The organism is Bradyrhizobium sp. CCBAU 45384 (genome assembly GCF_028128665.1).
Lineage (GTDB): Bacteria > Pseudomonadota > Alphaproteobacteria > Rhizobiales > Xanthobacteraceae > Bradyrhizobium > Bradyrhizobium manausense.
On sequence record NZ_LBIZ01000095.1, the window covers coordinates 39944 to 64372 of the forward strand.

The 24429-nt window shown below is 63.7% G+C and carries 19 protein-coding genes; 10 read left to right on the forward strand and 9 right to left on the reverse strand.

Translation table 11 applies throughout. The features are described 5' to 3' along the window. Positions 1–9 precede the first annotated feature (9 nt). Positions 10–1236, forward strand: coding sequence for an ABC transporter substrate-binding protein (locus XH80_RS09145; protein WP_271598308.1), 1227 nt, complete (start codon positions 10–12; stop codon positions 1234–1236). A 56-nt stretch (positions 1237–1292) separates the two neighbouring features. Here the strand turns inward: XH80_RS09145 and XH80_RS09150 are convergent, their stop codons facing one another. Next, positions 1293–1718, reverse strand: a complete 426-nt coding sequence (locus tag XH80_RS09150; RefSeq protein ID WP_271598309.1) for a DUF1330 domain-containing protein — start codon at positions 1716–1718, stop codon at positions 1293–1295. A 166-nt stretch (positions 1719–1884) separates the two neighbouring features. On the opposite strand from XH80_RS09150, the gene XH80_RS09155 reads away from it, so the two are divergent. The 3 genes from XH80_RS09155 (at position 1885) to XH80_RS09165 (ending at position 6121) form a co-directional block, all read left to right on the forward strand. Then, positions 1885–4092 (forward strand): transglycosylase domain-containing protein, encoded by a 2208-nt coding sequence (locus XH80_RS09155; RefSeq protein WP_271598310.1) that lies wholly within the window; start codon positions 1885–1887, stop codon positions 4090–4092. A 356-nt stretch (positions 4093–4448) separates the two neighbouring features. Further along, positions 4449–5111: a hypothetical protein gene (locus XH80_RS09160; protein ID WP_271598311.1), complete on the forward strand. Its 663-nt coding sequence runs from the start codon at positions 4449–4451 to the stop codon at positions 5109–5111. Between the two features lie 326 nt (positions 5112–5437). Then, on the forward strand, positions 5438–6121 hold the full coding sequence (locus XH80_RS09165) for a hypothetical protein (protein WP_271598312.1): 684 nt from the start codon (positions 5438–5440) through the stop codon (positions 6119–6121). A 271-nt stretch (positions 6122–6392) separates the two neighbouring features. Here XH80_RS09165 and XH80_RS09170 read toward each other — a convergent pair whose 3' ends face one another. The 4 genes from XH80_RS09170 to XH80_RS09185 all read right to left on the reverse strand — a co-directional run bounded on the left by XH80_RS09170 (position 6393) and on the right by XH80_RS09185 (position 10788). After that, positions 6393–7232: a M48 family metallopeptidase gene (locus XH80_RS09170; RefSeq protein ID WP_271598313.1), complete on the reverse strand. Its 840-nt coding sequence runs from the start codon at positions 7230–7232 to the stop codon at positions 6393–6395. 333 nt (positions 7233–7565) lie between these two features. Continuing rightward, on the reverse strand, positions 7566–8894 hold the full coding sequence (locus tag XH80_RS09175) for a polyhydroxyalkanoate depolymerase (RefSeq protein WP_271598314.1): 1329 nt from the start codon (positions 8892–8894) through the stop codon (positions 7566–7568). A 120-nt stretch (positions 8895–9014) separates the two neighbouring features. Then, positions 9015–9833, reverse strand: coding sequence for an ABC transporter permease (locus XH80_RS09180; protein ID WP_271598315.1), 819 nt, complete (start codon positions 9831–9833; stop codon positions 9015–9017). Positions 9834–9984: 151 nt separating this feature from the next. Beyond that, positions 9985–10788 (reverse strand): ABC transporter ATP-binding protein, encoded by an 804-nt coding sequence (locus tag XH80_RS09185; protein ID WP_271598316.1) that lies wholly within the window; start codon positions 10786–10788, stop codon positions 9985–9987. Between the two features lie 354 nt (positions 10789–11142). On the opposite strand from XH80_RS09185, the gene XH80_RS09190 reads away from it, so the two are divergent. Together XH80_RS09190 and XH80_RS09195 are read left to right on the forward strand one after the other, a co-directional pair. Beyond that, positions 11143–12453, forward strand: a complete 1311-nt coding sequence (locus tag XH80_RS09190) for an ActS/PrrB/RegB family redox-sensitive histidine kinase (RefSeq protein ID WP_271598317.1) — start codon at positions 11143–11145, stop codon at positions 12451–12453. A 103-nt stretch (positions 12454–12556) separates the two neighbouring features. Beyond that, a complete protein-coding gene (locus tag XH80_RS09195; RefSeq protein WP_271598318.1) occupies positions 12557–13111 on the forward strand; it encodes an ActR/PrrA/RegA family redox response regulator transcription factor in 555 nt (184 codons plus the stop codon). Positions 13112–13400: 289 nt separating this feature from the next. Here XH80_RS09195 and XH80_RS09200 read toward each other — a convergent pair whose 3' ends face one another. Beyond that, the gene (locus tag XH80_RS09200; RefSeq protein ID WP_271598319.1) at positions 13401–13892 is read right to left on the reverse strand and encodes an MmcB family DNA repair protein; all 492 of its coding nucleotides are present in this window, start codon (positions 13890–13892) and stop codon (positions 13401–13403) included. A 161-nt stretch (positions 13893–14053) separates the two neighbouring features. On the opposite strand from XH80_RS09200, the gene XH80_RS09205 reads away from it, so the two are divergent. Beyond that, positions 14054–15754: an alpha-amylase family protein gene (locus XH80_RS09205; protein ID WP_271598320.1), complete on the forward strand. Its 1701-nt coding sequence runs from the start codon at positions 14054–14056 to the stop codon at positions 15752–15754. A 189-nt stretch (positions 15755–15943) separates the two neighbouring features. On the opposite strand, the gene XH80_RS09210 is transcribed toward XH80_RS09205, so the two are convergent. Beyond that, the gene (locus XH80_RS09210) at positions 15944–17545 is read right to left on the reverse strand and encodes an alpha-amylase family glycosyl hydrolase (protein WP_271598321.1); all 1602 of its coding nucleotides are present in this window, start codon (positions 17543–17545) and stop codon (positions 15944–15946) included. 162 nt (positions 17546–17707) lie between these two features. Between XH80_RS09210 and XH80_RS09215 the strand changes: the two genes are divergently transcribed. Next, the gene (locus XH80_RS09215) at positions 17708–18391 is read left to right on the forward strand and encodes an MBL fold metallo-hydrolase (protein WP_271598322.1); all 684 of its coding nucleotides are present in this window, start codon (positions 17708–17710) and stop codon (positions 18389–18391) included. A 12-nt stretch (positions 18392–18403) separates the two neighbouring features. Here the strand turns inward: XH80_RS09215 and XH80_RS09220 are convergent, their stop codons facing one another. Continuing rightward, a complete protein-coding gene (locus XH80_RS09220) occupies positions 18404–19600 on the reverse strand; it encodes an extracellular catalytic domain type 1 short-chain-length polyhydroxyalkanoate depolymerase (protein WP_271598323.1) in 1197 nt (398 codons plus the stop codon). Between the two features lie 140 nt (positions 19601–19740). Continuing rightward, the gene (locus XH80_RS09225) at positions 19741–21153 is read right to left on the reverse strand and encodes an MFS transporter (RefSeq protein WP_271598324.1); all 1413 of its coding nucleotides are present in this window, start codon (positions 21151–21153) and stop codon (positions 19741–19743) included. A gap of 187 nt (positions 21154–21340) precedes the next feature. Between XH80_RS09225 and sthA the strand changes: the two genes are divergently transcribed. Both sthA and XH80_RS09235 read left to right on the forward strand, forming a co-directional pair. Beyond that, positions 21341–22732, forward strand: a complete 1392-nt coding sequence (sthA, locus tag XH80_RS09230) for a Si-specific NAD(P)(+) transhydrogenase (RefSeq protein ID WP_271598325.1) — start codon at positions 21341–21343, stop codon at positions 22730–22732. 404 nt (positions 22733–23136) lie between these two features. Beyond that, positions 23137–24372: an LLM class flavin-dependent oxidoreductase gene (locus tag XH80_RS09235; protein ID WP_057750066.1), complete on the forward strand. Its 1236-nt coding sequence runs from the start codon at positions 23137–23139 to the stop codon at positions 24370–24372. Positions 24373–24429: the final 57 nt, after the last annotated feature.

Here is a 24429-nt window from a genome sequence, read left to right on the forward strand (position 1 = left end):
CGAACCAACATGAACAATCGCAGAGCCTTTATAACGGCCACGGCGGCGTTTGCCGTCGCAGTCTCGACCAGCCAGGCCTTCGCCCAGAAGAAATACGACACCGGCGCAAGCGACACCGAGATCAAGATCGGCCAGACCGTGCCATTCTCCGGCGCCTATTCCGTCTACGCCAATATCGGCAAGACCCAGGCCGCCTACTTCAAGATGATCAACGATCAGGGCGGCATCAACGGCCGCAAGATCAACCTGATCCAGTATGACGACGCCTATTCGCCGCCGAAGACCGTGGAGCAGGTGCGCAAGCTCGTCGAGGGCGACGAGGTGCTGTTCACCTTCCAGCTGATCGGTACAGCCGCGAACGCCGCCGTGCAGAAATATCTCAACGGCAAGAAGATCCCTCAGCTGCTCGCCTCGACCGGCGCCGCCCGCTTCAACGATCCGCAGAACTATCCCTGGACCATTGCCTACAATCCGAACTACGTATCCGAGGGACGGATCTACGCAAAATACATTCTCGCCAATCATCCCAATGCCAAGATCGGCGTGCTCTACCAGAACGACGATATGGGCCGCGACTATCTCGCCGGCCTCAAGAGCGGCCTCGGCGACAAGGCCGCCAGCATGATCGTCGGCGAGGTCTCGTACGAGGTGACCGACCCGACCGTCGACTCGCAGGTAGTCAAGCTGAAGTCGATGGGCATCGACCTGTTCTATGACGCCTCGACGCCCAAGTTCGCGGCGCAGGCGATCAAGAAGCTCGCCGACCTCGGCTGGACGCCCGTGCACATCCTCGACATCAACGCGAGTCCGGTGTCGGCGACGCTGAAGCCAGCCGGCCTCGACATCTCCAAAGGTATCATCTCGACCAACTACGGCAAGGATCCGGGCGATCCCCAGTGGAAAGACGATCCGGGCGTGAAGGCCTTCTTCGCCTTTATGGACAAGTATTTCCCGGAAGGTGACAAGCTCAACACCGTCAACACCTATGCCTATTCGGTCGCCGAGTTGCTGGTGCAGGTGCTGAAGCAATGCGGCGACGACCTGACGCGCGAGAACGTCATGAAACAGGCCGCCAACATCAGGGGCTACACGCCGAGCCTGGCGCTGCCCGGCATCAAGATTACCACTGGTGCGAACGACTATCGCGTCAACAAGCAGATGCAGATGATGAAGTTCAACGGCGAGCGTTGGGAGCTGTTCGGACCGATCATCGAGGACAGCGGGCCGTCGGGCTAGGCGAACCGCTCTGAACTGCAATCGGCGGCCTGCGGGCCGCCGATTTTTTGGAGCGTCTATTCCGGTATCTCGCCAAAATTCTTCCCCACCGGCAGCACCGCGTGCCGGATCAAACGCGAATCCTCCACGGCAGCCTGCCTGTGCTTCACCGCCTCGCGATAGGCGGGATCGCGGATCATCTCGACGAAGGCGGCGACGCTGGGGTATTCGGCGATGAAGCAGTGGTCCCAACGCTCCTCTTGCGGGCCGATCAGCATCAGCTCGAACCGGCCCTGCCAGACGATGCGGCCGCCGAGGCGCGTGAACACCGGACCGCTCTCGCGGCCATAGGCCGCATAGGCTTCCGCGCCGCTCGCCTTGCGGCCGTCGGGATAGGCCGCCTCTTTGCGTAAGCGCACCAGATTGAGCATGTGGATCGGGCCGGGGCGGTCGTTCTCCCGGAATTGCGCAAAAATCTCCTTGGTCGGATCGATGTGGCCCATAGGTGTTTCCTCTTCTTGTGCCTTCGATCCTAACGCCCGCGCCCTCGAAGCGGAACTGCGGCAGGCGAATGCCGCACCTCCTAATCACGCGTTAACCTCGGGGTAACCGGGCCTTAAACAGCGACCGCTAGCGTGCGGCGGGGCGGGGTGACCGGGCGTTTTGCGTATGGGGTCGGCAAAGAAAAAGGGTGGGCGGAAGGAGCCGTTGTTCGGCTTGCCCGCGGCGCTTGCCGATCTGCGCCTGACGGCGGCCGATCGCATTCCCGGCGGCGACGACAAGCCGAAGAAATCGGCCGGCAAGCGCAAGGCCGAACCTGACGGCGACGAGCCGCCGCGCGAGCGCAAGGCACCCGCCAAGAGCAGTGGTGCCAAGCGCCGGTCGCGATCATCGATCAGCGCCGGCCTCGGCCGCCTCGTCTATTGGGGTGCCGTGCTGAGCCTCTGGGGTGTGATCGCCGTCATCGGCGTCGTGATCTGGGTCGGCGCCCATCTGCCGCCGATTCAGTCGCTGGAAATTCCAAAACGCCCGCCGACCATCCAGATCGTCGGCATCGACGGCAGCCTGCTGGCGCAGCGCGGCGAGATGGCCGGCGCCAACGTCTCGCTGAAGGATCTGCCGCCCTATCTGCCGAAGGCCTTCATCGCCATCGAGGACCGCCGCTTCTATTCGCATTTCGGCATCGACCCGGTCGGCATCCTGCGCGCCCTCGTCACCAATGTGCTCCATCGTGGCGTGTCGCAGGGCGGCTCGACGCTGACCCAGCAGCTGGCGAAGAATCTGTTCCTGACCCAGGAGCGCACCATGGCGCGCAAGCTGCAGGAGGCGGAGCTCGCGATCTGGCTGGAACGCAAGCATTCCAAGAACGAGATCCTGGAGCTCTATCTCAACCGGGTCTATTTCGGCTCCGGTGCCTACGGCGTCGAAGCCGCCGCGCAGAAATATTTCGGCAAGCCGGCGAAGAACGTCACGATCGCGGAAGCCGCGATGCTGGCCGGGCTGGTCAAATCGCCCTCGCGCCTGGCGCCGAACCGCAATCCGGAAGGCGCGGAGGCGCGCGCTCAGGTCGTGCTGGCGGCGATGGCGGATGCCAAGTTCATCACCGACGCACAGGCGCAGGCCTCGATCGGCCACCCCTCCTACGTCGTGAAGCCCGTCGGCGCCGGAACCGTGAACTACGTCGCCGACTGGATCGGCGAGGTGCTGGACGATCTCGTCGGCCAGATCGACGACAGCATCAAGGTCGAGACCACGATCGATCCGAAATTGCAGGCCTTGGCGGAAACCGCCATCATTGACGAGCTCGCGGCCAAGAGCGTGAAGTTCAATGTCAGCCAGGGCGCGCTGGTGGCGATGACACCTGACGGTGCGGTGCGCGCCATGGTCGGCGGGCGGAACTATTCCGAGAGCCAGTACAACCGCGCGGTGACCGCAAAACGCCAGCCGGGCTCATCCTTCAAGCCGTTCGTCTATCTGACGGCGATGGAGCAGGGGCTGACGCCCGACACCATCCGCCAGGACGCGCCGATCGAGGTCAAGGGCTGGAGACCTGAGAACTACACCCATGAATATTTCGGCCCGGTGACGCTGACGCAGGCGCTGGCGATGTCGCTCAACACCGTCGCCATCCGCCTCGGCCTCGAGGTCGGGCCGAAGAACGTGGTGCGCACCGCGCACCGGCTCGGCATCGCCTCCAAACTCGAGCCCAACGCCTCGATCGCGCTCGGCACCTCTGAAGTTTCAGTCGTCGAGCTGGTCGGCGCCTATGCGCCGTTCGCCAATGGCGGCTTCGCGACGACGCCGCATGTGGTGACGCGGATCAGGACGCTCGACGGCAAGCTCCTCTACATGCGCCAGCCCGACGAACATAATCAGGTGATCGAGCCGCGCTACGTCGGCATGATGAACACGATGATGCGGGAGACGCTGATCTCGGGCACTGCCAAGAAGGCTGAGATCCCCGGCTGGCAGGCGGCCGGCAAGACCGGCACCAGCCAGGATTATCGCGACGCCTGGTTCATCGGCTACACGTCGAACCTCGTCACCGGCGTCTGGCTCGGCAATGACGACAACTCGCCGACCAAGAAGGCAACCGGCGGCGGCCTGCCGGTGGAAGTCTGGACCCGCTTCATGCGCGCGGCGCACGAAGGCCTGCAGGTCGCAGCCCTGCCGCAAAGCAATTGGGGGCCGTCGAACCTGGTGCAGATCTCGTCGCAGATATCGCCGCCGACGCAGGTCGCACCCGGAGCTTCATCGGCGCCGGCCAGCAATGGCGGCTACCGCGCCCCGCCGCCGACGCGCGCCAATGTGCGGCCGGAGCCCGCTGCAGGGCTTGATGGCTGGCTGATGGACCGGCTGTTCGGCGGCAATCGGTAGATTCTGCTTGAGGTCATCGAGTCCTCAAAACAAAAACTGCGAAAACAACCCCATGCACAGTAGCCGGCGGCTCTCGGCACGATGTGCGCTGGATGCTGCGAAACGCTTGAGCTGGCGAGGCTAAGCTGGCGCGCAGCGCAATCGTCGCGGCGTTTGGCGAGGGTCGACAAAGCGCACCGCGAGCCGTCCGTGTGGCGCCACGTCTTCGGCAAGTCCTTCCCAACACGGCAAGATTTACCGAGGCCGGAACCTCCCTAGCGCCAAAACACCAGTCCCATCAGACCCCGAGAGCGGCCCGAGATTTGCTCTTATAGGTTGAGCCCCGAAGATTCGGGTTTGGTGGGAAGGAGAATTCCGTGATTTCAGGCCTGTCCAGTGCGTTGCCCTATCTGCGTCCTGCATCGACGTCCGGTTCCAATGCGACATCGACGCCGAAGCTGCATCCGGAGATGTCGGCTGCAACCGATGCTGCGACCAGTAGCCCCGGCATCAGCGTCTCTCAATTGAAGCCGCTGCAAGGTGCCAAGCAGATATCGGTGGCGGATCATCCGGATTTGCGCGACCTGATGGCGACGAACTGGCTGAGGACCCACGGCGCGAGCGCCAGTCAAACGGCCCTCTCGGACGATGCACCCGAGAATACCTATGCTCAGGTGAAGGTCGACGGCAAGGTGCTGGCCACCCTGTACAATGGCGGTTCGTCGACGATGACCAACGCGGCGGCCGCAAAGATCGGCAAGCTGGAGGATCCTCCCGGTCTGAGTGGACCCGATTTGGCGCAATGGCGAGCCGACACCTACGCCAAGCTGCTCGGTGGTACCGTTGAAAAAGCGTCCACCGCGATCACGCAATCACAATGGGCCCCGCGTGAAAGCAGCTCTGCGACCTATAGCCGCGAGCAACTCGACGCCGCCTTTCAGGCGATGCTGGCCGAGGGCCAAAAGGCCGCGGCACAATTGCAGTCATCCTATCTCGCCTCGCGCGCGCAGTCCGGGACAAGCGCAGATATCAGCGCCTGACCCGGGCAGCAGCTCCACCGCATGATCTGACGCATCGGCTTCCGAAAAGATCGTGTTCAAGCAAAGGCCTGAAGCGCGTGACGATTCGTTCCGAATCTCATCGCGCTTTCGTCGCGTTCAGCGGATTCGCGATGACGCGCGACATGAACTCGCCCTAACCTTGCTCAACGCGTCGAACGATATTGACGGCGATGACCTTGGCTCGGCTGCGCGATCAAAGAGCGCACAGTTAAATAAGCTGCGTTAAGTTGACTCCCTCATAACGCGTTAATAATTATATTACACGCTGTGGTGGTTGGGGACGAATATGACTTTGGATCGGGCGCTTGCAGGTGCCAGCCGCTGCACGGTCACTCGCAAATGAGGATCACATGGCACTCTGGAATGGCAGTAGCGGCAACGATCTCGTCGACTGGAGCACACATCCACTCGACGGAACCGGCGATACCGGGCATGCGATGTACGGTTTTGGCGGCGACGATCAGATCAAGGGAAGCGACACGCTTACGAACATCATCGACGGCGGGACCGGCAATGATCGCGTCATCGGCGGTAACGTTTCCGATATCCTGCTCGGCGGCGACGGCAACGACGAATACCAGATCCGGATCAGCGATGCAGGCATCGACACCGTTGCCGATGACCTCAGCGCCTCCGATTCGCCCGGCCTTGGCGGCGGTACGTCGGATTATATCCACGTGCTGGACAGTGCGGGATCGACCCTGATGCTATACCGGAACGGCAACGACCTGCTGGTCACCAACGCGGCCGACGCCGCGGATGGCGCCATCAACAGCGGTGCGTCGATCTACCATTTCTTCCTGGGCGGCAACAACGTCATCGAATACGCCATCGGTAGCGATGGCAACGGCTACAACCTGACGACGCTGCTGTCGCCGTCGCCTTCGGCAAGGCCGGCACTCACGACTGAGCACGCCCCCGTCTCGTTCGACGGTCATGAACTCCAGCAGGTGCATGCGCTTCCGCTGCAGCACGATCTTCTAGTCTAGCCAGCGGCCGGACGACGATCCGCAAAATCCCGGCGGCCGGCAAATCCCACCGATTGGCCGGCTGTTCGCGTTTCGGATCGTTGGGACCGGATGCGCACGTCGCATGGATTTCGCCTCGTTCTCCGCTGTCATTTCCCGCGAAAGGGCAATCCAGTACGCCTCGGCTTCCCGGCTAAACAAGAAGCGTCTCTGGAATACTGGATCGCCCGCTCCAGTGCGCAAGCGCGCACAGGGCGGGCGATGACAGCGTCAGATGAGGTACGAGCGCGCCCTAATCCTCGACCCCGTACCGGTGCAGATCGTTGCCGCAGGTGTCGAGCCACTTCTTGGCGCGCTCCATGGACGGGCAGATCTTGCCGCAGACGCGCCAGAACTTCGCCGAGTGGTTCATCTCGACGAGATGGGCCACTTCGTGCGCTGCAAGATAGTCCAGCACATAGGACGGAGCGAGGATCAGGCGCCAGGAGAATGACAGCGAGCCGGCCGAGGTGCAGGAGCCCCAGCGGCTGGACTGATCGCGGATCGAGAGCCGCTTCACCTTGACGCCGAGCTCGGCGGCATGGATCTCCGCCGAACGCTGCAGATCCTTGCGCGCCTCGCGCTTGAGGAAGTCGCTGACGCGGCGATCGACATAGTCGAGGCCGCCGGCGACACAGAGAATGCGTTCTCCGCTGTCGCGAATTTCCGGCCAAACCGTGCCGCGGCTGCCTGCGCGATGCACGATGCGATGAGGAACGCCGCGGAGCGGTATCACTGTGCCAGGCTGGAACGGTGCAGCCTTCGGCAGACGACCGAGACGGGCCGCGATCCACGCACCATGACGTTGCGCGAAGTCCTTGGCTTCGACGAGCGTGCCGCGCGGCGGCATCGTGAGGATGGCTTCACGATCACTCGGATGGATTCGAAGCGTGTAACGACGCGCGCGGCGGTGCCTGCGCAGCCGAATCGCAAAGAATTGCGATCCATGGGTGATGACGAGGGTCTTCGGTTCGTGGGGCCGCCGATAGAGGAGTGCGCGTGTGGCCATGTCTGTCAGTCCGGGGAGCAGGAGGTCGCCCGGATTCTGCCATAACCGCCGCCAGGGAAAGCGCTCGGCGCAAAAACAAATCATTTGCCCAATATACAGGGGTCTGGCGTCCGGGAGACCCTACAGACTGGGGTTGGAACCCGCTTTTTTCGCCCCCGCTGGACGCATGCGACACCCCCAAGGGGTGAGGGCCGACTCACTCCTAGATCGCTACCTAAATACCTCGATTCTGGCGGGAACTAGGGCCTCCTGGAGCCCCTCGGCAGGCCCGCAGATTCAGCGGGAAAGCCGAAAAACAGCTGTTTCCGTCCTCATCCTGAGGAGCCCGCGCAGCGGGCGTCTCGAAGGATAGTCGCCGGCGAGATACGGGCCTTCATCGTTCGAGACGCGCGTTCCGCGCACTCACCATGAGGAGCATTATTCGGCCGCAAGCGCCTTCAACGAGCTCGGATTTGCTGCCGAGACCATGAAATCATGGATGCGCGGCATGATTTCCGACTTGAAGCGCGAGCCGTTGAACACGCCGTAATGTCCGACGCCCTTCTGGACGTAATGAACGCGGCGATGATCCGGGATCGAGCTGCACAAGGCGTGTGTCGCTTCGGTCTGGCCGAGACCCGAGATGTCGTCGTTCTCGCCCTCGACCGTCATCAACGCAACGCGCGTTACCTTGGAGGGATCGACGCGCGTTCCACGATGGGTCATCTCGCCCTTCGGCAGCGAGTGCTTCACGAAGACGGTGTCGACCGTTTGCAGGTAATATTCGGCCGAGAGGTCCATCACCGCGAGATATTCGTCATAGAACTCACGATGCTTGTCGACGAGGTCGCCGTCACCCTTCACCAGATGAGCGAAGAGCTGCTTATGGGCGTCCATGTGCCGGTCGAGGTTCATGCTGATGAACCCGTTGAGCTGGAGGAAGCCCGGATAGACGTCGCGCATCATGCCCGGATGCGGGAACGGCACCTTGGTGATGACGTGGTTGCGGAACCAGCCGATGCCGCGCTCCTGCGCGAGATTGTTCACGGCGGTCGGATTGCGGCGCGTATCGATCGGCCCGCCCATCAGCGTCATCGAGGTCGGCACGAAGGGATCGCGCCGCGCTTCCATGATCGAGACCGCGGCCACGACGGGCACGGACGGCTGGCACACCGCCATGACATGGGTGTTGCCACCCAGCACATGCAGCATCTCGATGACGTAGTCGATGTAATCGTCGAGATCGAAGCGGCCTTCGCTGAGCGGCACCATGCGCGCATCGGCCCAATCGGTGATGTAGACCTCATGCCCCGGCAGGAAGGCCTCGACCGTGCCGCGCAGCAGCGTTGCATAGTGGCCGGACATCGGCGCTACGATCAGCACGCGCGGCTGCGGGCTGCGCAACGGGCGGGCGAATTTGCGATCGAAGTAAAGCAGGTTGCAGAACGGCTTTTCCCAGACCGAGCGGACCTCGACGGGGACGCGGATGCCGTTGACCTCGGTGTCGTTGAGGCCCCATTCCGGCTTGCCGTAGCGGCGCGTGGTGCGCTCGAACAATTCGCAGGCCGCGGCGACCGACTTGCCGACTTCGGTGCGCGCCCAGGGATTCAGCGGATTTTGAAACAGCAGCTTGGTTGCGTCGGTGACCGCGCGCGCCGGATTGAGAGAGGCGTGGGCCATCTCGTACATCCAGTACATCGGCGTGGTTAGGACCGGGCTGCCTTCTGCCGCCAGGGGCGGCGCGCCGCCAAACTCACCAATAGGCATATTATAATCCTCTTCGCATCGCAGCATACTGCCGAATGCGCAATATTGCGTCAATCCATGGTTCCGTACATCTACGTGGCCTGAACAGCCAAATCAGCCTGAATCCACGAGAAAGTGACGTTATTCGCCGCCCGAGAGCAGCGAGCCATGCTTTCGGGCGCTGCGCAAAAGGGCAAGGAATGCCCCAAATGAAGCCACCAGAAGCACCGCATTGATGGCTAACGCGTCCAGCATCAAATCGGTCCGGAAGCTGTTCTCGATCAGCAGCGCGCGCATCCCCTCGAAGACGTAAGTCGGTGGCAGCGACCAGGCGATGGTTTGCAGCCAACCCGGCAGCACGCTGACGGGATAATAGATGCAGGCGAGCGGCATGATTCCAAACATCAAGGTCCAGACGATGCTCTCGGCGCCAAGGCCGTTCCGCAGCACCAGACCGGAGACGAAGATGCCAACCGACCAGCTGGTGAAGATCAGATTGCAGAAGAAGGCGATCAGCGGCAGGCCGAGGCTGTAGACGTTGAAATGAAAGAACGCGATCGCGAGCAGCGTCATCGGGATGACGCCGATCGCGAGCCGGATCAGGCTCATCGCCATCAGCGAGAGCAGGAACTCGATCGGCCGCAACGGGCTCATCATGAGGTTGCCGAGGTTGCGGGCCCACATCTCCTCCAGGAAGGAGATGGAGAAGCCGAGCTGGCCGCGGAACAGGATGTCCCAGAGGATGACGGCGCCGATCAGCGTGCCGCCGGCGCGCGCAAAGAAATTGGCATTCTGGGCGATGTAGAGCTGAAGAAAGCCCCAGGTGATGATCTGCAGCGCCGGCCAGTACAACAGCTCGAGCAGTCGCGGCCAGGACGACAGCAGCAGATACCAATAGCGCAGGATCATCGCGCCGATGCGCTGGAGGGAGATGCCGTGGTGGAGGATGAGCTCGGTCATGGACGTTCATCAGTCTTGAAAGGACCCGTCATTCCGGGGCGATGCGCAGCATCGAGCCCGGAATCCATCGACCCGCAGCACATGCGGGGAAATGGATTCCGGGTTCGCGCTTCGCGCGCCCCGGAATGACGGCTGAGACACGGGAGCTCCCTCATCTCGCCTCCTCCTTCGCGCCATTCGCCCGCCCGCGCGCGACGTCCAGGAACACCTCTTCCAGCGTGGTGCGGTTGTAACGGGCCATGATGGCGTCGGGGGTGTCGTCATCCTCGATGCGACCCCGCTTCATGATGATGACGCGGTCGCAGAGACGCTCGACCTCGAGCATGTTGTGCGACGCCAACAAGATGGTGGCGTTGTTGTCCTTGCGGTAGCGCTCCAGATGGCTGCGCACCCAATCGGCCGTATCAGGGTCGAGCGAGGCGGTCGGCTCGTCCAGCAAGAGCAGCTCGGGCTGGTTGATCAGCGCCTTCGCCAGCGCAACACGGGTCTTCTGCCCGGCCGAGAGCTTGCCATTGGCGCGGTCGATGAAATCGGTGAGATCGAGGTCGTCGGCCAGTTTTGCGATGCGGTCGGCAAGGTGCCTGACGGCATAGAGCTTGCCGAAGATGGTGAGGTTCTGCCGCACCGTCAGCCGCATCGGCATGTCGACATAGGGGCTTTCGAAATTCATCCGCCCCAGCACCTCGGCGCTCTCCTCCGGCATCCGATGGCCGAGCACACGGACACGGCCGGAGGTCGGCAGCACCAGCCCCATGATCATCGCGATGGTGGTGGTCTTGCCGGCGCCGTTGCCGCCGAGCAGCCCGGTGATGCTGCCGCGGGGAAGCGAAAAGGAGATGCCATCGACCGCGCGGGTCTGCTTGTAGACCTTGACGAGACGATCGACCTCAATGGCCGCGGACGAAATGCCCTCCGCGACAGTCGGCCAGCTTGAAGCGTTGTCATTCTCGGTCATGCTGCAGGCGTTCTTCCGCCATTGCGCGGGGGAGTGCAAGGCTTGATGTCGGGGACTTCCGCCCTATGAACCGCAGGGTGATCGCATATGGATTGTACGGAGATTGTCTGCGGGCTTGCTTCGCCTCTCCCGCGTGCGGGAGAGGCCGACGCGCTCGCAGAGCGCGGCGGGTGAGGGTTCTTTCCTCTTGGGGATTGTCCCTTTGCGGAGACACCCTCTCCCCAATCCTCTCCCGCAAGCGGGCGAGGGAGCGCAGCGCCGCCTCATCGTGCACGCCAGATGCGACGGCCTGCGACCGAATGTGTGGGGGAGCGTGTTTGTGATCGGACCCGTGCACCGCTAGATTGACTTGCAATGACCGAGACCGCCGCTTCCGACTTCCGCCCGTCGCAACGACACATCCGCCTGGACACCATCCTGCGGCTGCGCTGGCTTGCGGTGCTGGGCCAGTTAGCTGCAATCTTTATCGTGGCGCAGGGGCTCGAGTTCGATGTCCCGATCGTTCCCTGCGTCGGCATCATCGGCCTGTCGGCCACGCTCAATCTGGCGCTCCAGACCGCCGTCAATCCGATGCGGCGGCTGGAGCCGATCCAGGCGGCCGGACTGCTGGCCCTCAACATCGTGGAACTGGCCGGGCTGTTGTTCTTCACCGGCGGATTGCAGAACCCGTTCTCGTTTCTGTTCCTCGCGCCCGTCCTGATTTCGGCCACCGCCTTGCCGGCACGGCTGACCTTTGGCCTCGGCATCCTGGCCGTCGCCTGCGCCTCGATCCTGTTCTTCTTTCATTTCCCGCTGCCATGGGACTCCGAAGATCCCGTGGTGCTGCCGCCGATCTATCTTGTCGGCGTCTGGCTTTCGATCGTGCTCGCGATCGGCGTCACCAGCCTCTACTCGTTTCAGGTGACCGAGGAGGCGCGCAAGCTGGCGGACGCGCTCGCCGCGACCGAGCTGGTGCTGACGCGCGAGCAGCATCTAACCCAGCTCGACGGATTGGCCGCGGCCGCCGCGCACGAGCTCGGCACGCCGCTCGCGACCATCTTCCTGATCTCGCGCGAGCTGGAGAAGACGGTGAAAGACCCGGCATTCGCCGCCGACCTGAAAACCCTGCGCGAACAGACGCAGCGTTGCCGCGACATCCTGGGCAAGATCACCCAGCTCTCCTCCACCGGCGCGCCGTTCGACCGCATGAAGCTGTCCGAGCTGATCGAGGAGGTGGTGGCGCCACATCGCGATTTCGGCGTCGCCATCAAGGTGCGGATTGCCGTAACCGCAACAGCCGAGCCGGTCGGATCACGCAATCCAGCGGTGCTTTATGGCGTCGGCAACATCATCGAGAACGCCGTCGACTTCGCCAACTCGACGGTGGAAGTGAACGCGTGGTGGAACAACGACACGATCGAGATCGTGATCTCCGACGACGGCCCGGGCATTCCGCCCGATCTCATGAACCGCATCGGCGAACCCTATCTGTCGCGGCGGCGCGCCCAGGATTCCGGCGGCGGCCTCGGACTTGGCGTGTTCATCGCCCGCACGTTGCTTGAACGCACCGGCGCCAAGGTCTCGTTTACCAACAGGACCTTTCCGGAACACGGCGCGGTGGTCCAGATTGCGTGGCCGCGCCAGCGTTTTGAGGCTATCGAGAGCCTAGAGGAAACAATAGGATAGGCCGCGACCTTGCGTCGCACATGAGGCCCGATCGACCATTGGCGGCCTTCACACCGCCTGATTGCGACGCCATATGTAGATGTGCAGGAGAGAGGACAAAACCTTGAACGCCATCGCCGAACTGAACGATCAGACCGACCGCTCGCTTCTCATCGTGGAGGACGACAAGCCGTTCCTGGAGCGCCTGTCGCGCGCCATGGAGACACGCGGCTTTGCGGTGACGTCTTGTGACACAGTCTCGGATGGTCTTGCGCAAATCGGCAAGTCCGCCCCGGCCTTCGCCGTGGTCGATCTCAGGCTCGGCGACGGCAACGGTCTCGACGTCGTCTCCGCGCTGAAGAAGAAGCGTCCCGAAGCCCGTGCCATCGTGCTGACCGGCTACGGCAACATCGCCACCGCCGTCACCGCGGTGAAGATGGGCGCGATCGATTATCTGTCGAAGCCTGCGGACGCCGACGACGTCGTCGCCGCGCTGCTCTCGACCAGCGCTGAAAAGTCCGAGCCGCCCGCGAACCCGATGTCGGCCGACCGCGTGCGCTGGGAACACATCCAGCGCATCTACGAGATGTGCAACCGCAACGTCTCGGAAACGGCGCGGCGGCTCAACATGCACCGGCGGACGTTGCAGCGCATTTTGGCCAAGCGCGCGCCGCGGTAACGGTGCCGTAGGGTGGGCAAAGGCGCGTAGCGCCGTGCCCACGAATTGTCTCTGAGTTTCATCGTTAGGTTTGGTGGGCACGCTATCGCTTTGCCCACCCTACGGCACCGTATTTTCTCGCTCGATCGCGCCACATCGTCATTGCGAGCGTAGCGAAGCAATCCAGAATCCTCTGCGGAGACAGTCTGGATCGCTTCGTCGCAAGGGCTCCTCGCAGAGACCAACGCCACACCGTAACCCGTCTTGCCGCTGCAAGCCCCGCTTTCCACGGCGGGCGACGGTGCTGTGCCTACTCCCAGAAATCCGCATGCCCTTGCGGATCGACCAGGCGGTTGATGCGCAACGCTGCCGCCATGCCGAAGCGCACCGTCATCTGCTTGCGCGTTGCGGCGGCGATTCTGTGCTCGGGCGCTTCGCAATGCATGTGCGCGCCATAGGCATCGGCGATGATCAGGCCGGTATCTTCAGGAAAGATCTCGCAGGGCAGGTCCTGCATGAAGGCGAAGAACAGCCGGTCGCAATGGGCGCGGTATTCGTGCCATTTCTGATCGGCGCGCAGATCCTCGACCGACGACTTGATCTCGACAATCCAGATCTCGCCGCGCTCGTTCAGCGCCACGAGATCGGCGCGCCGGCCCGACGGCAACGGCAATTCGCTGATGCAGGAAAAGCCGAGCGAGCGCAGCAGCCGCGCCGTGCCGCGCGCGATCGCGAGCGCGGTTTCGGACTGCCGGCGGTCGGGCGGCGGAACGAGGGCGATGTTGCGGGCGGGGTGGTCCATGGCAGGGAGAGTAGCCGATTCCGTCCTCAGTGTCGTCCCGGCCTGGCGCGCAATTGCGCGCTGGGCCGGAACGGCACCTGGGGTGCGGGAACCACGCTTGCTCAAATCGCTTATCACGCAGCCGCCGCACCCCTCGGCGGGACCACCGAGGCTGCGCGCGCATGATCGACGATCTCTGGTACAAGAACGCCATCATCTATTGCCTCTCCGTCGGCACCTATATGGATGCTGACGGCGACGGCATCGGCGATTTCAAGGGACTGTTACGCCGGCTCGATTATCTGCACGGCCTCGGCATCACCACGATCTGGCTGATGCCGTTCCAGACTTCGCCGGGCCGCGACGACGGCTACGACATCGCCGATTATTACAGCGTCGATCCCCGCTACGGCACGCTCGGCGATTTCGTCGAGTTCGCCCATGGCTGCAAGCAGCGCGGCATCCGCATCATCATCGACCTCGTCGTCAACCACACCTCGGACCAGCATCACTGGTTCAAGGAGGCGCGGCGCGACAGGAATTCACCCTATCGCGACTGGTATGTCTGGTCGGACAAGAAGCCGGCAGGCGCCAACAAGGGCATGGTGTTTCCCGGCGTGCAGAAATCGACCTGGACGCGCGACAAGGAGGCCGGCGCGTATTATTTCCATCGCTTCTACGATTTCCAGCCGGACCTCAACACGTCGAATCCGCACGTGCAGGCGGAGATCCTCAAGATCATGGGCTTCTGGATCCAGCTCGGCGTCTCCGGCTTTCGCATGGACGCCGTGCCCTTCGTGATCGCGACCAAGGGCGCGAAGGTGAGCAAGCCGGTCGAGCAATACGACATGCTGCGCACCTTCCGCGAATTCCTGCAATGGCGCGAGGGCGACGCCATCATCCTCGCCGAGGCCAACGTGCTGCCTGATACCGACATGGATTATTTCGGCAAGGCCGCCGACCGCATGCACATGATGTTCAACTTCCATGTCAACCAGCACCTGTTCTACGCGCTGGCGTCGGGCGACTCGCGTCCGCTGGCGAAGGCGCTGAAGGCCACAAAGCCGCGACCGGCCTCGGCGCAATGGGGCCTGTTCCTGCGCAATCATGACGAGCTGGACCTCGGACGGCTGACCAAGGCGCAGCGCGAGGCGGTGTTCAAGGCCTTCGGCCCCGACAAGGACATGCAGCTCTACGACCGTGGGATCAGACGGCGGCTTGCACCGATGCTCGGCGGCGACCGCAGGCGGCTCGAACTCGCCTACAGCCTGATGTGCACGCTGCCAGGAACGCCCGTGATCCGTTACGGCGACGAGATCGCGATGGGCGACGATCTCTCACTGCCCGAACGCCAATGCGCGCGCACACCGATGCAATGGTCGACCGAGCCGCAGGGCGGCTTCACCAAGAGCGACAGGCCGGCGACCCCTGTGATCGACACGGGTCCGTACGGCTATCCGCATGTCAACGTCGCCAAGCAGCGGCGCGATCCGAATTCGATGCTGAACTGGACCGAACGCATCGTCCGCATGCGCAAGGAGGTGCCCGAGATCGGCTGGGGCGACTTCGCGATCATCCCGACACGCGATCCCGCCGTGTTCATCATCCGCTACGACTGGCGCAACAATTCCGCGCTGTTCGTGCACAATCTCGACGAGAAGCCGCGCGAGATCGCGTTTTCGGCCGGGCTGCCTGACGATGCCGGCGCGCACCTGATCAACCTTCTCGCGGAGGACCACAGCCACGCCGACAAGCGCGGCCAGCACCGCGTCGTGCTGGAGCCCTATGGCTATCGCTGGTACCGGGTCGGCGGGCTGGATTATCTGCTGAAGCGGAGTGAGGTGGATGAGAGGAACGCGAAGGGGAAGAAGCATCCGGCGTGATGTGGGGACGCCACCGTCGCGTCAGCCTCCGCTGTCGTCCCGGCGAAGGCCGGGACCCATAACCACAGGAAACAGTTGCGACGCGAGGTCGGCAACTCCGAGTCTTCGCAAAACTATTGCTGCGGCGTATGGGTCCCGGCCTTCGCCGGGACGACAGTGGGGAATGACGCTGGCGTTTTCTCCAGGCACTCAGGACGGCGGCGCGACGATGACCCCCTCATTTCCGCGCAAATCCAGCACACCTTCGAGCCGCTCACCCTCGCGATCCAGGAATGTCGAGATCAATATCTCGCTGCCGAACTTGATCGCGCTCGTCGTTACCGCAATCGGTTCAGGCCCGAGATTGAGCACCATGATGAGGGCCCTGCCCTGGGCCTCGCGGCGATAGACCAGGAGATCGCCTTGCGCGGCGATCGGGTGGTAGTCGCCGGCGACGAGGGCCGGTGAATTCTTCCGCAATGCGATCAGGCGCTTGTACAGGCTCAGGATCGAGCGCGAATCTGCGTCGAGATTGACGACGTTCTCATGGACGTGATCCTCCGGCAGCGGCAGCCATGGCCTCACGTCCGAGAAGCCGGAGAAGTTTGATGAATCCCACTGCATCGGCGTACGGCAGCCGTCGCGCCCGACGCCGATGCCGGGCACGTTCTTCTCGAAGGGATCGCGCACATCCTCCGGCGCGATCGCGAGCTGGTGCATGCCGATCTCGTCGCCGTAATACAGCGTCGGCGTGCCGCGCAGGGTCAGCAGCAGCATGGCGGCGATGCGGGCCTGCTCCGGCCCGACGCGGCTGGCGACACGCGGGCGATCGTGATTGCCGAGCACCCAGTTCGGCCAGGCGCCTGTGGGCAGCGCCTTCTCGTAATCCTCGATGATCTTCTCGATCGAGCGCGCGCTCCAGAAGGTCGAGAGCAGCGCGAAATTGAACGGCATCTGCGCGCCGGTGAGGTCGTTGCCGTAATAGGCCATCAGGCGGTGCAGCGGCAGATAGATTTCGCCGATCAAGACGCGCGCCGAATAGGCATCGGTGACGCGCCGCATCTGCGCGATCACGTCATGCACTTCCGGCTGGTCGGTAGAATATTGCGTCAGGATTTTTTCGTTCGGCGGCCGGCCCTCGACATAGTGCGGGTTTGGCGGGTTGTCGCGAAACTCGGCATCCTTGATCAGGTGCCAGATCACGTCGACGCGAAAGCCGTCGACGCCCTTCTCGAGCCAGAACCGCATCACGTCGTAGATTGCCGCGCGGACGTCAGGGTTGCGCCAGTTGAGGTCCGGCTGCTGGGCGAGGAAGGCGTGGTAGTAATATTGGCCGGTGGCCTCGTCGAGACGCCACGCGCTGCCGCCGAATTCGGACAGCCAGTTGTTCGGGACGCCGCCATCCGGTGCCGGATCGCGCCAGATGTACCAGTCGCGCTTGGGATTGTCGCGCGAAGAGCGGCTCTCGATGAACCAGGGATGCTGGTCGGAGGTGTGGTTCGGGACGAGATCGAGGATCAGCTTCAATCCGGCCTCGTGCGCGGCGGCGAGCAGCGCATCGAAATCCGCCATGGTGCCGAACAAGGGATCGATGCCGGTATAATCGGAAATGTCGTAGCCGAAATCTGCCATCGGCGAGGGGAAGATCGGCGACAGCCAGATCGCATCGACGCCGAGCGATTTGACATAGGGCAGGCGCCGCAGGATGCCGGCGAGATCGCCGACGCCATCACCGTTAGAGTCCTGAAACGAGCGCGGATAGATCTGATAGAAGATGCCGTCGCGCCACCAAATCTCGCCGCCCTGTACCATGTGAGAATACCATCCAAAGACTGCCCCTTGCGCGGGAGAACGCGGAAGCAACGCCCCGGTTCAGATTGGCGGGCCAATTGGGACGGCCGTGTGACCTGTTCCCCGGTCCCTCGCACGAATCTTTTGCTTGGCGGCATGGCAAAAATCGGCATTGTGGCGGCCATGACCGAGCAAAATGATACCACAGCCAGATCTGAAGCGCCGAAGGCCGGCGCGATCATCGTCCCCGTGACGCTGTTCGAGCAGAACTGCACCATCATCTGGGACGAGCCTTCCAAGAAGGCCGTGGTGATCGATCCCGGCGGGGACGTGCCGAAGATCCTGGACGCGATCAAGCAGACCGGCGTGACCGTGGAGAAGATCTGGCTGACCCACGGCCATATCGACCATGTCGGCGGCGCCGCCGACTTGCGCGATGCGCTGAAAGTGCCGATCGAGGGTCCGCACGTCGCGGACAAATTCCTGCTCGACAACGTGGTCGAGAGCGGCGCGCGCTTCGGCATGACCGGTGTGCGCAATTTCGCGCCGGACCGCTGGCTCGACGAGGGCGACAGCGTCTCGATCGGCGCCTTGAGCTTCGACATCCTGCACTGCCCCGGCCATTCGCCCGGCAGCGTGGTGTTCTTCAACGGGGATTTGCGCTTCGCCCATGTCGGCGACGTCTTGTTCGCCGGCTCGGTCGGCCGCACCGACCTTCCCGGCGGCAGTCACGCCACGCTGATCAATTCGATCAAGACAAAATTGCTGCCGCTCGGCGACGATGTCGGCTTCATCTGCGGCCACGGCGCCGGCTCGAGCATCGGCCAGGAGCGGATGACCAATCCGTTCATTACCGGCGAGATGTGAGGTCGCGACGCGCTACTTCATCAATCCCGCCGCCGTCAGCGCGCGGGTGATGATCTGGCCGAGATCGAAGCGGCTGGCCTGCTCGCGCTTCGGCGCGGCCTTCTCCTCGGCGACCTTCACACGGATCGTGCGGGCAAGATGCGGCGCCGGCGGGCGGACGGGAACTGCCTTTGCTGGAGCGGCGGGCTTCGCCTCGGCCTTCTTCTTTGCCTCCTGGATCCAGCCGGTGAGGCCGAAGAACTTTGCGATGTGGTAGGACGAGGAGATGCCGGCCTCGATCAGGAAGGCGCCTTCGAGGCCGTAGCGCTGGTCGTTGTCGGCAAGGCCGAGCGGCGTACCGTGGGCCATGCCGGTGATGGTGTAGGACTCCACCAGCGTCTCGCCGTCCCTGTTCCACCAGGCCTGGCGCGGATAGCCGTCGACATTGGTCTCGGCCATTGGCGTCAGCGGCAGGTCGTGCAGATCGAGCCACTGCTTGACGATCTCGTTGGCATTGCCGGGATTGACGGTGCGGTCGGCGCTGCCGTGCCACACCGACACTTTCGGCCAGGGCCCGCGATGGTCGGTGGCCCGCCGCACGAAGTCGCCGAGCTCGCGCTCAGGCCGCGCAGGCGAATGAAACATGCCGTCCAGCGCTTCGCGCAAGTTCGAGGCGATGCCGTAAGGCAGTCCTGCGATGATCGCGCCGGCCGCGAACACTTCCGGATAGGTCGCGAGCATCACCGAGGTCATGCCGCCGCCGGCGGAAAGGCCGGTGATGTAGATGCGCCTGGGATCGATGCGATGCGCCTGAACCATATGCGCGATCATCTCGCGGATCGACTTCGCTTCGCCAGAGTCGCGCGCGGTGTCATCAGGATTGAACCAGTTGAAGCAGGTGTTGCCGTTGTTGCTGCGCTGCTGCTCGGGCATGACAAGCGCAAAGCCGTAGTGACGCGCGAGCGTCGACCAGCCCGCACCGAGGTCGTAAGCCGCTGCCGTCTGGCCGCAGCCGTGCAGCACGACGACGAGCGCGCGCGGCTTCTGCAGTTGCGCGGGCACGAACGCGAACATGCGCAAGGCGCCGGGATTGTCGCCGAAGCCGGTGATCTCCTGCAACGGACTGGACGAATCAGCGCTTGCGCCGAAGTCGGGCAGGCGCAGACCATCCATGCCTCGATCTAATCTTGGCAGACGTCTCAACAGATCGACATTTCTGGCTAGCGACACGGCAAATTCCTGGTGGGCGGCTTTCAACGTTTACCCGACCAGATAGTTGCTGCAGTGCGAAATGAAAAGGCCGCGTGCTGTCGACCTCGCAGGAATCGCGCGGATTCCCGCAGATTTCCGCACGTATTAACCGCAATGCCTCAACTTCGTGCAGATACGCGGCGCATCCACGTCAGGAATGCGGCTGACATCATGATTAATGTCACAAACAGCGCGAGCGAGACGAGAAATCCTGCGCGCGCTGATTGCAACGATTCGATTGCGAAAAATACCGCGCCGATCGCGGCCACTCCGGCCGCATTTCCGATCTGCGCCGTCGTGCCGTACATGCCGGACGCCGAGCCTGCCGCGACAGGCTTGACGGTCGAGAGCACCGCGCCTGACAGCGGCGCCATCACCAGGCCCTGGCCGTAGCCGAAGATGAGCATGATGAGTGCGAGCGCGACCGGTGTTGGCGCATCGCGCACGCCCACGACAAGCGCGAGCGCGGCGAGGCCCGCAATCTGCAACGCGCAGCCTTCGAGCAAAACCCTGGTGCCGCGATGCCTTGCCCGCGCGCCGCTGTGGCGCGAGCCGACGACAAAAGCCAGCGCGAGCGGAACAAAGGTAAGGCCGGCCGCGAGCGGCGCGATCTTCAGGCCGCGCTGCATGAACAGCGTCACGACAAGATAGAACGAGAGATTGGCCGCGAAGAAAAAGAGGGCTGCACCAAGCCCGCGCAGGAACGCGGCATCCGCCAGCAGCGTCAGATCGATCAGCGGCATGCCGCCGGCATGCGCGACGACGTGCTCGAGCTTGACCAATGCGAACAGGATCGCGCCGCCGCTCCCCGTTACCGCCCACAGCCACGGCGCCCAGCCGACATCGTGGCCGAACAGCAGCGGCCCGATCAGGCACAGCAACCCCGCGAACAGCACGATGCTGCCCTTGATGTCGAGCCTGGTGCCCGCTCGGCGCGGCGTTGTCGGCATGATCTGCCACGCAGCCGCCGCGATCACGAGGCCGAAAGGCACGTTGACGAAGAAGACCGATCGCCAGCCGGCACCGGCAAGGTCGAGCGTGACCAGCAGACCGCCGAGCAAGAAGCCGGCAGCGCCCGCAAGCCCGAGCACGATGCCATAGATGCCGAAGGCGCGGCTGCGCGACTCGTCGGTGAAGAGCAGATGCAAGGTCGCCAGCACCTGCGGCACCATCAGCGCTGCGGTCGCGCCCTGCGCCAGCCGCGCGATGATCAGCTCCAGGCCTGAATGCGCCAAACCGCACCACAGCGACGTCGCGGTGAAGCCGAGGACGCCGGCGAGGAAGATCGTCTTGGTGCCGTGGATATCGCCGAGCCGGCCGCCGGTGACGACCAGCGTCGCATAGGAAATCAGGTAGATCGCGATGACGGATTCGATCTGCGCCGGGCTCGCGTGCAGGTCGGCCGCGATGGTCGGGATCGCGACGTTGACGATGAAGGCGTCGACGCCGAACATGAATTGCGCGGCGACGACGATCGCCAGCACCCACCAGCGGCGGGTCGAATCGACGGGCTTTGTGACGGTTTGATGCATTTTCGCGCGAGCCTTCCGCGATTTACTTGCGCGCAAAGCTCGCAGATCGCCGTCATCGGCGCGATTACCTCGGAGGTAGGACTGGCCGCCTCTTGCCGCCTCCGTGTCGCCTTGGCCCGATTGCTGCATGTCGGTTCCCGCTGAGATTGCAAGGCTTTGAAGGCAAGTCGGTTTGGAAGCGAATCCGATGTACGACTACGACATGGTGGTGATCGGCTCGGGCCCGTCGGGGCGCCGGGCCGCGGTGCAATGCGCCAAGCTCGGCAAGGCCGTGCTGGTGGTGGAGAAGGGCCGGCGCGTCGGCGGCGTCTCCGTTCACACCGGCACGATCCCCTCGAAGACGCTGCGCGAGACGGTGCTGAATCTCTCCGGCTGGCGCGAGCGCGGCTTCTATGGCCGCTCCTACCGGGTGAAGCAGGACATCGCCGCGAGCGATCTGATGATCCGCTTGCAGAAGACACTCGACCACGAGGTTGAGGTGCTCGAGCATCAGTTCAGCCGCAACCTGGTCCGCACCGCCAATGGCGAAGCACGCCTGGTCTCGCCGCACGAGGTCGAGATCACCAGCGCCATCGGCGAGACCAAGATCGTGTCTGCCGCCTTCATCCTGATCGCCTGCGGCACCCGCCCGTTCCGGCCCGCCGACGTGCCGTTCGACGGCCATTCCGTGCTCGACAGCGACGAGATCATCGAGCTGACGAAGCTGCCGCGCAGCCTCGCCGTGATCGGCGCCGGCGTGATCGGCGTCGAATACGCCACCATCTTCAGCGCCCTCGACGTTCCGGTGACGCTGATCGAGCCGCGGCCGACCTTCCTCGATTTCATCGACAAGGAATTGATCGACGAATTCATGCACGAGCTGCGCGACCGCAACGTCGCGCTGCGGCTCGGCTCCAAGGTGACGTCGATCGAGAAGAATGCGCAGGGCAGCATCGTCACGCATCTGTCTGATGGCCGGCACGTCGGCACCGAGATGCTGCTGTTCGCGGCGGGCCGCGTCGGCGCCACCGACCGGCTCAACCTGGAGGCGGCCGGCATCGCCGTCGACCATCGCGGCCGCATCAAGGTCGACCCTGTCACCTTGCAGACCAGCGTGCCACATATCTATGCGGCCGGCGACGTGATCGGCTTTCCGAGCCTCGCCTCGACCTCGATGGAGCAGGGCCGCGTCGCCGCCTGCCACGCGCTCGGCATGGAGCCCTTGGCGCCGCCGGAATTCTTTCCCTACGGCATCTATTCGGTACCGGAGATCTCAACCGCGGGCCTGACGGAAGAAGAGGTGCGCACGCGCGGCATTCCCTACGAGGTCGGCATTGCCCGCTTCCGCGAGACCTCGCGCGGGCACATCATGGGGCTGAACAGCGGCATGATGAAGATGATCTTCTCCACCAAGACCCGCCGCCTGCTCGGCGTGCACATCCTCGGCGAAGGCGCCACCGAGCTGATCCATATCGGCCAGGCCGTGCTGAACCTCAAGGGCACGATCGACTATTTCATCCAGAACACGTTCAACTATCCGACGCTGGCGGAAGCGTACAAGATCGCCGGCCTCGATGCGTGGAACAGGATGATGCGGTGATCTTTCTTCGCCTCGCCCCGCTTGCGGGGAGAAGTCGGAATTCAAACGCAGTTTGAATTTCGGGTGAGGGGAGCTTCCGCGAGCCGTCTGTCCACTGGCGCGAATGCCCTCTCAACGCGTCATTGCGAGCGCAGCGAAGCAATCCAGCGTCTTTTCGCGGAGGGATTCTGGATTGCTTCGCTGCGCTCGCAATGACGCTGTGGGAGCCCCTCGACAGCCCAACGACCTGCGTCCCCGCGGAGACTCCCCCCTCACCCGACCCTCTCCCCGCAAGCGGGGCGAGGAAGAAGAAACACGCATGCCTTTCATTCCGCCGCGCGGGACATCGCGCGATTGCGTTCGTGGCATCGGGCACGTAGCCTGACACAACCAACGAACAAAAAAACTCAACCGGAGAGAACGCCATGGCGCGCCTGAAGTTTGGGGCTTTCCTTGCCCCGCATCACCCGATCGGGGAGCATCCGATGCTCCAGTTCCGGCGCGATCTCGACCTGGTCGAGCAGCTCGATGCGCTCGGCTATGACGAGTTCTGGTGCGGCGAGCACCATTCGTCCGGCTGGGAAATGATCGCCTCGCCCGAGATGTTCCTGGCCGCGGCCGGCGAGCGCACCAAGCGGATCAAGCTCGGCACCGGCGTGATCTCGCTGCCCTATCACCATCCCTTCAACGTCGCCCAGCGCATGGTGCAGCTCGACCACATGACCGGTGGCCGCGCCATCTTCGGCTCCGGCCCCGGCGCACTGGCCTCGGACGCACATACGCTCGGCATCGACCCGATGACGCAGCGCGACCGCCAGGACGAGGCGATCGCGGTGATCCGCCGCCTCTTCAACGGCGAGCGTGTCACCGCCAGGAGCGACTGGTTCACCATGAACGACGCCGCGCTGCAGCTCCTGCCGTTGCAGGAGGAGATGCCGTTCGTGGTGGCCTCGCAGATCTCGCCGTCAGGCATGACGCTGGCCGGCAAATACGGCATCGGCATCATCTCGCTGGGCTCGATGACGACGCAGGGATTGATGTCGCTGCAACAGCAATGGCAATTCGCCGAGGATGCCGCCAGGAAGCACGGCACGAAGGTCGACCGCGCCGACTGGCGCGTTCTGCTGACCTTCCACATCGCCGAGAGCCGCGAGCAGGCGCGGAGAGAAGCTGGCGCCGGGCTGATGCGCTGGCACAACGAATATAATGTCGGCACGCTGCAACGGCCGGGCCTGACCGCGTTCTCCTCGCCTGATGAAGCCGTGGACAAGACCGCCTTCGTCGACGGCGCCGCCTCCACCATCGGCACCCCCGACGATCTCGTCAAAACCATCAAGAACGTGATGGAAGTGTCCGGGGGCGTCGGCGCCATCATCGGCTTCGTGCACGACTGGGCCAATCCGGAAGCCACGCGCCGCAGCTGGGACATGGTGGCGCGCTATGTCGTGCCTGAAATCAACGGCTATATCGATGGCCTGCGCAAGTCGCAGAAATTCGTGATCGAGAACCGCGCGATCTTCGAGCGTGCCGGCCAGGCCGTGATGGCCAAGATCATGGAGAACGAGAAGGCCGCCGAGGCGCTGAAGGTGACCGGCCCCGGCCGCGTCGCGATTCCCGCCGTCAACGCGCCGGATTTGCAGAAGGAAGCGGCGAAGCGGTAGGGCGCTGAAGGCCAGTCTCCATTGTCGTCCCGGCGACGGCCGGGACCCATACGCCGC

Bases quoted from the DNA above. Each gene is read 5' to 3' on its own strand.
- XH80_RS09145 (WP_271598308.1), top strand. From the start codon at position 10: ATGAACAATCGCAGAGCCTTTATAACGGCCACGGCGGCGTTTGCCGTC.
- XH80_RS09150 (WP_271598309.1), bottom strand. From the start codon at position 1,718: ATGGGCCACATCGATCCGACCAAGGAGATTTTTGCGCAATTCCGGGAG.
- XH80_RS09155 (WP_271598310.1), top strand. From the start codon at position 1,885: ATGGGGTCGGCAAAGAAAAAGGGTGGGCGGAAGGAGCCGTTGTTCGGC.
- XH80_RS09170 (WP_271598313.1), bottom strand. From the start codon at position 7,232: ATGATTTGTTTTTGCGCCGAGCGCTTTCCCTGGCGGCGGTTATGGCAG.
- XH80_RS09175 (WP_271598314.1), bottom strand. From the start codon at position 8,894: ATGCCTATTGGTGAGTTTGGCGGCGCGCCGCCCCTGGCGGCAGAAGGC.
- XH80_RS09180 (WP_271598315.1), bottom strand. From the start codon at position 9,833: ATGACCGAGCTCATCCTCCACCACGGCATCTCCCTCCAGCGCATCGGC.
- XH80_RS09185 (WP_271598316.1), bottom strand. From the start codon at position 10,788: ATGACCGAGAATGACAACGCTTCAAGCTGGCCGACTGTCGCGGAGGGC.
- XH80_RS09190 (WP_271598317.1), top strand. From the start codon at position 11,143: ATGACCGAGACCGCCGCTTCCGACTTCCGCCCGTCGCAACGACACATC.
- XH80_RS09200 (WP_271598319.1), bottom strand. From the start codon at position 13,892: ATGGACCACCCCGCCCGCAACATCGCCCTCGTTCCGCCGCCCGACCGC.
- XH80_RS09205 (WP_271598320.1), top strand. From the start codon at position 14,054: ATGATCGACGATCTCTGGTACAAGAACGCCATCATCTATTGCCTCTCC.
- XH80_RS09210 (WP_271598321.1), bottom strand. From the start codon at position 17,545: ATGGTACAGGGCGGCGAGATTTGGTGGCGCGACGGCATCTTCTATCAG.
- XH80_RS09215 (WP_271598322.1), top strand. From the start codon at position 17,708: ATGACCGAGCAAAATGATACCACAGCCAGATCTGAAGCGCCGAAGGCC.
- XH80_RS09225 (WP_271598324.1), bottom strand. From the start codon at position 21,153: ATGCATCAAACCGTCACAAAGCCCGTCGATTCGACCCGCCGCTGGTGG.
- sthA (WP_271598325.1), top strand. From the start codon at position 21,341: ATGTACGACTACGACATGGTGGTGATCGGCTCGGGCCCGTCGGGGCGC.
- XH80_RS09235 (WP_057750066.1), top strand. From the start codon at position 23,137: ATGGCGCGCCTGAAGTTTGGGGCTTTCCTTGCCCCGCATCACCCGATC.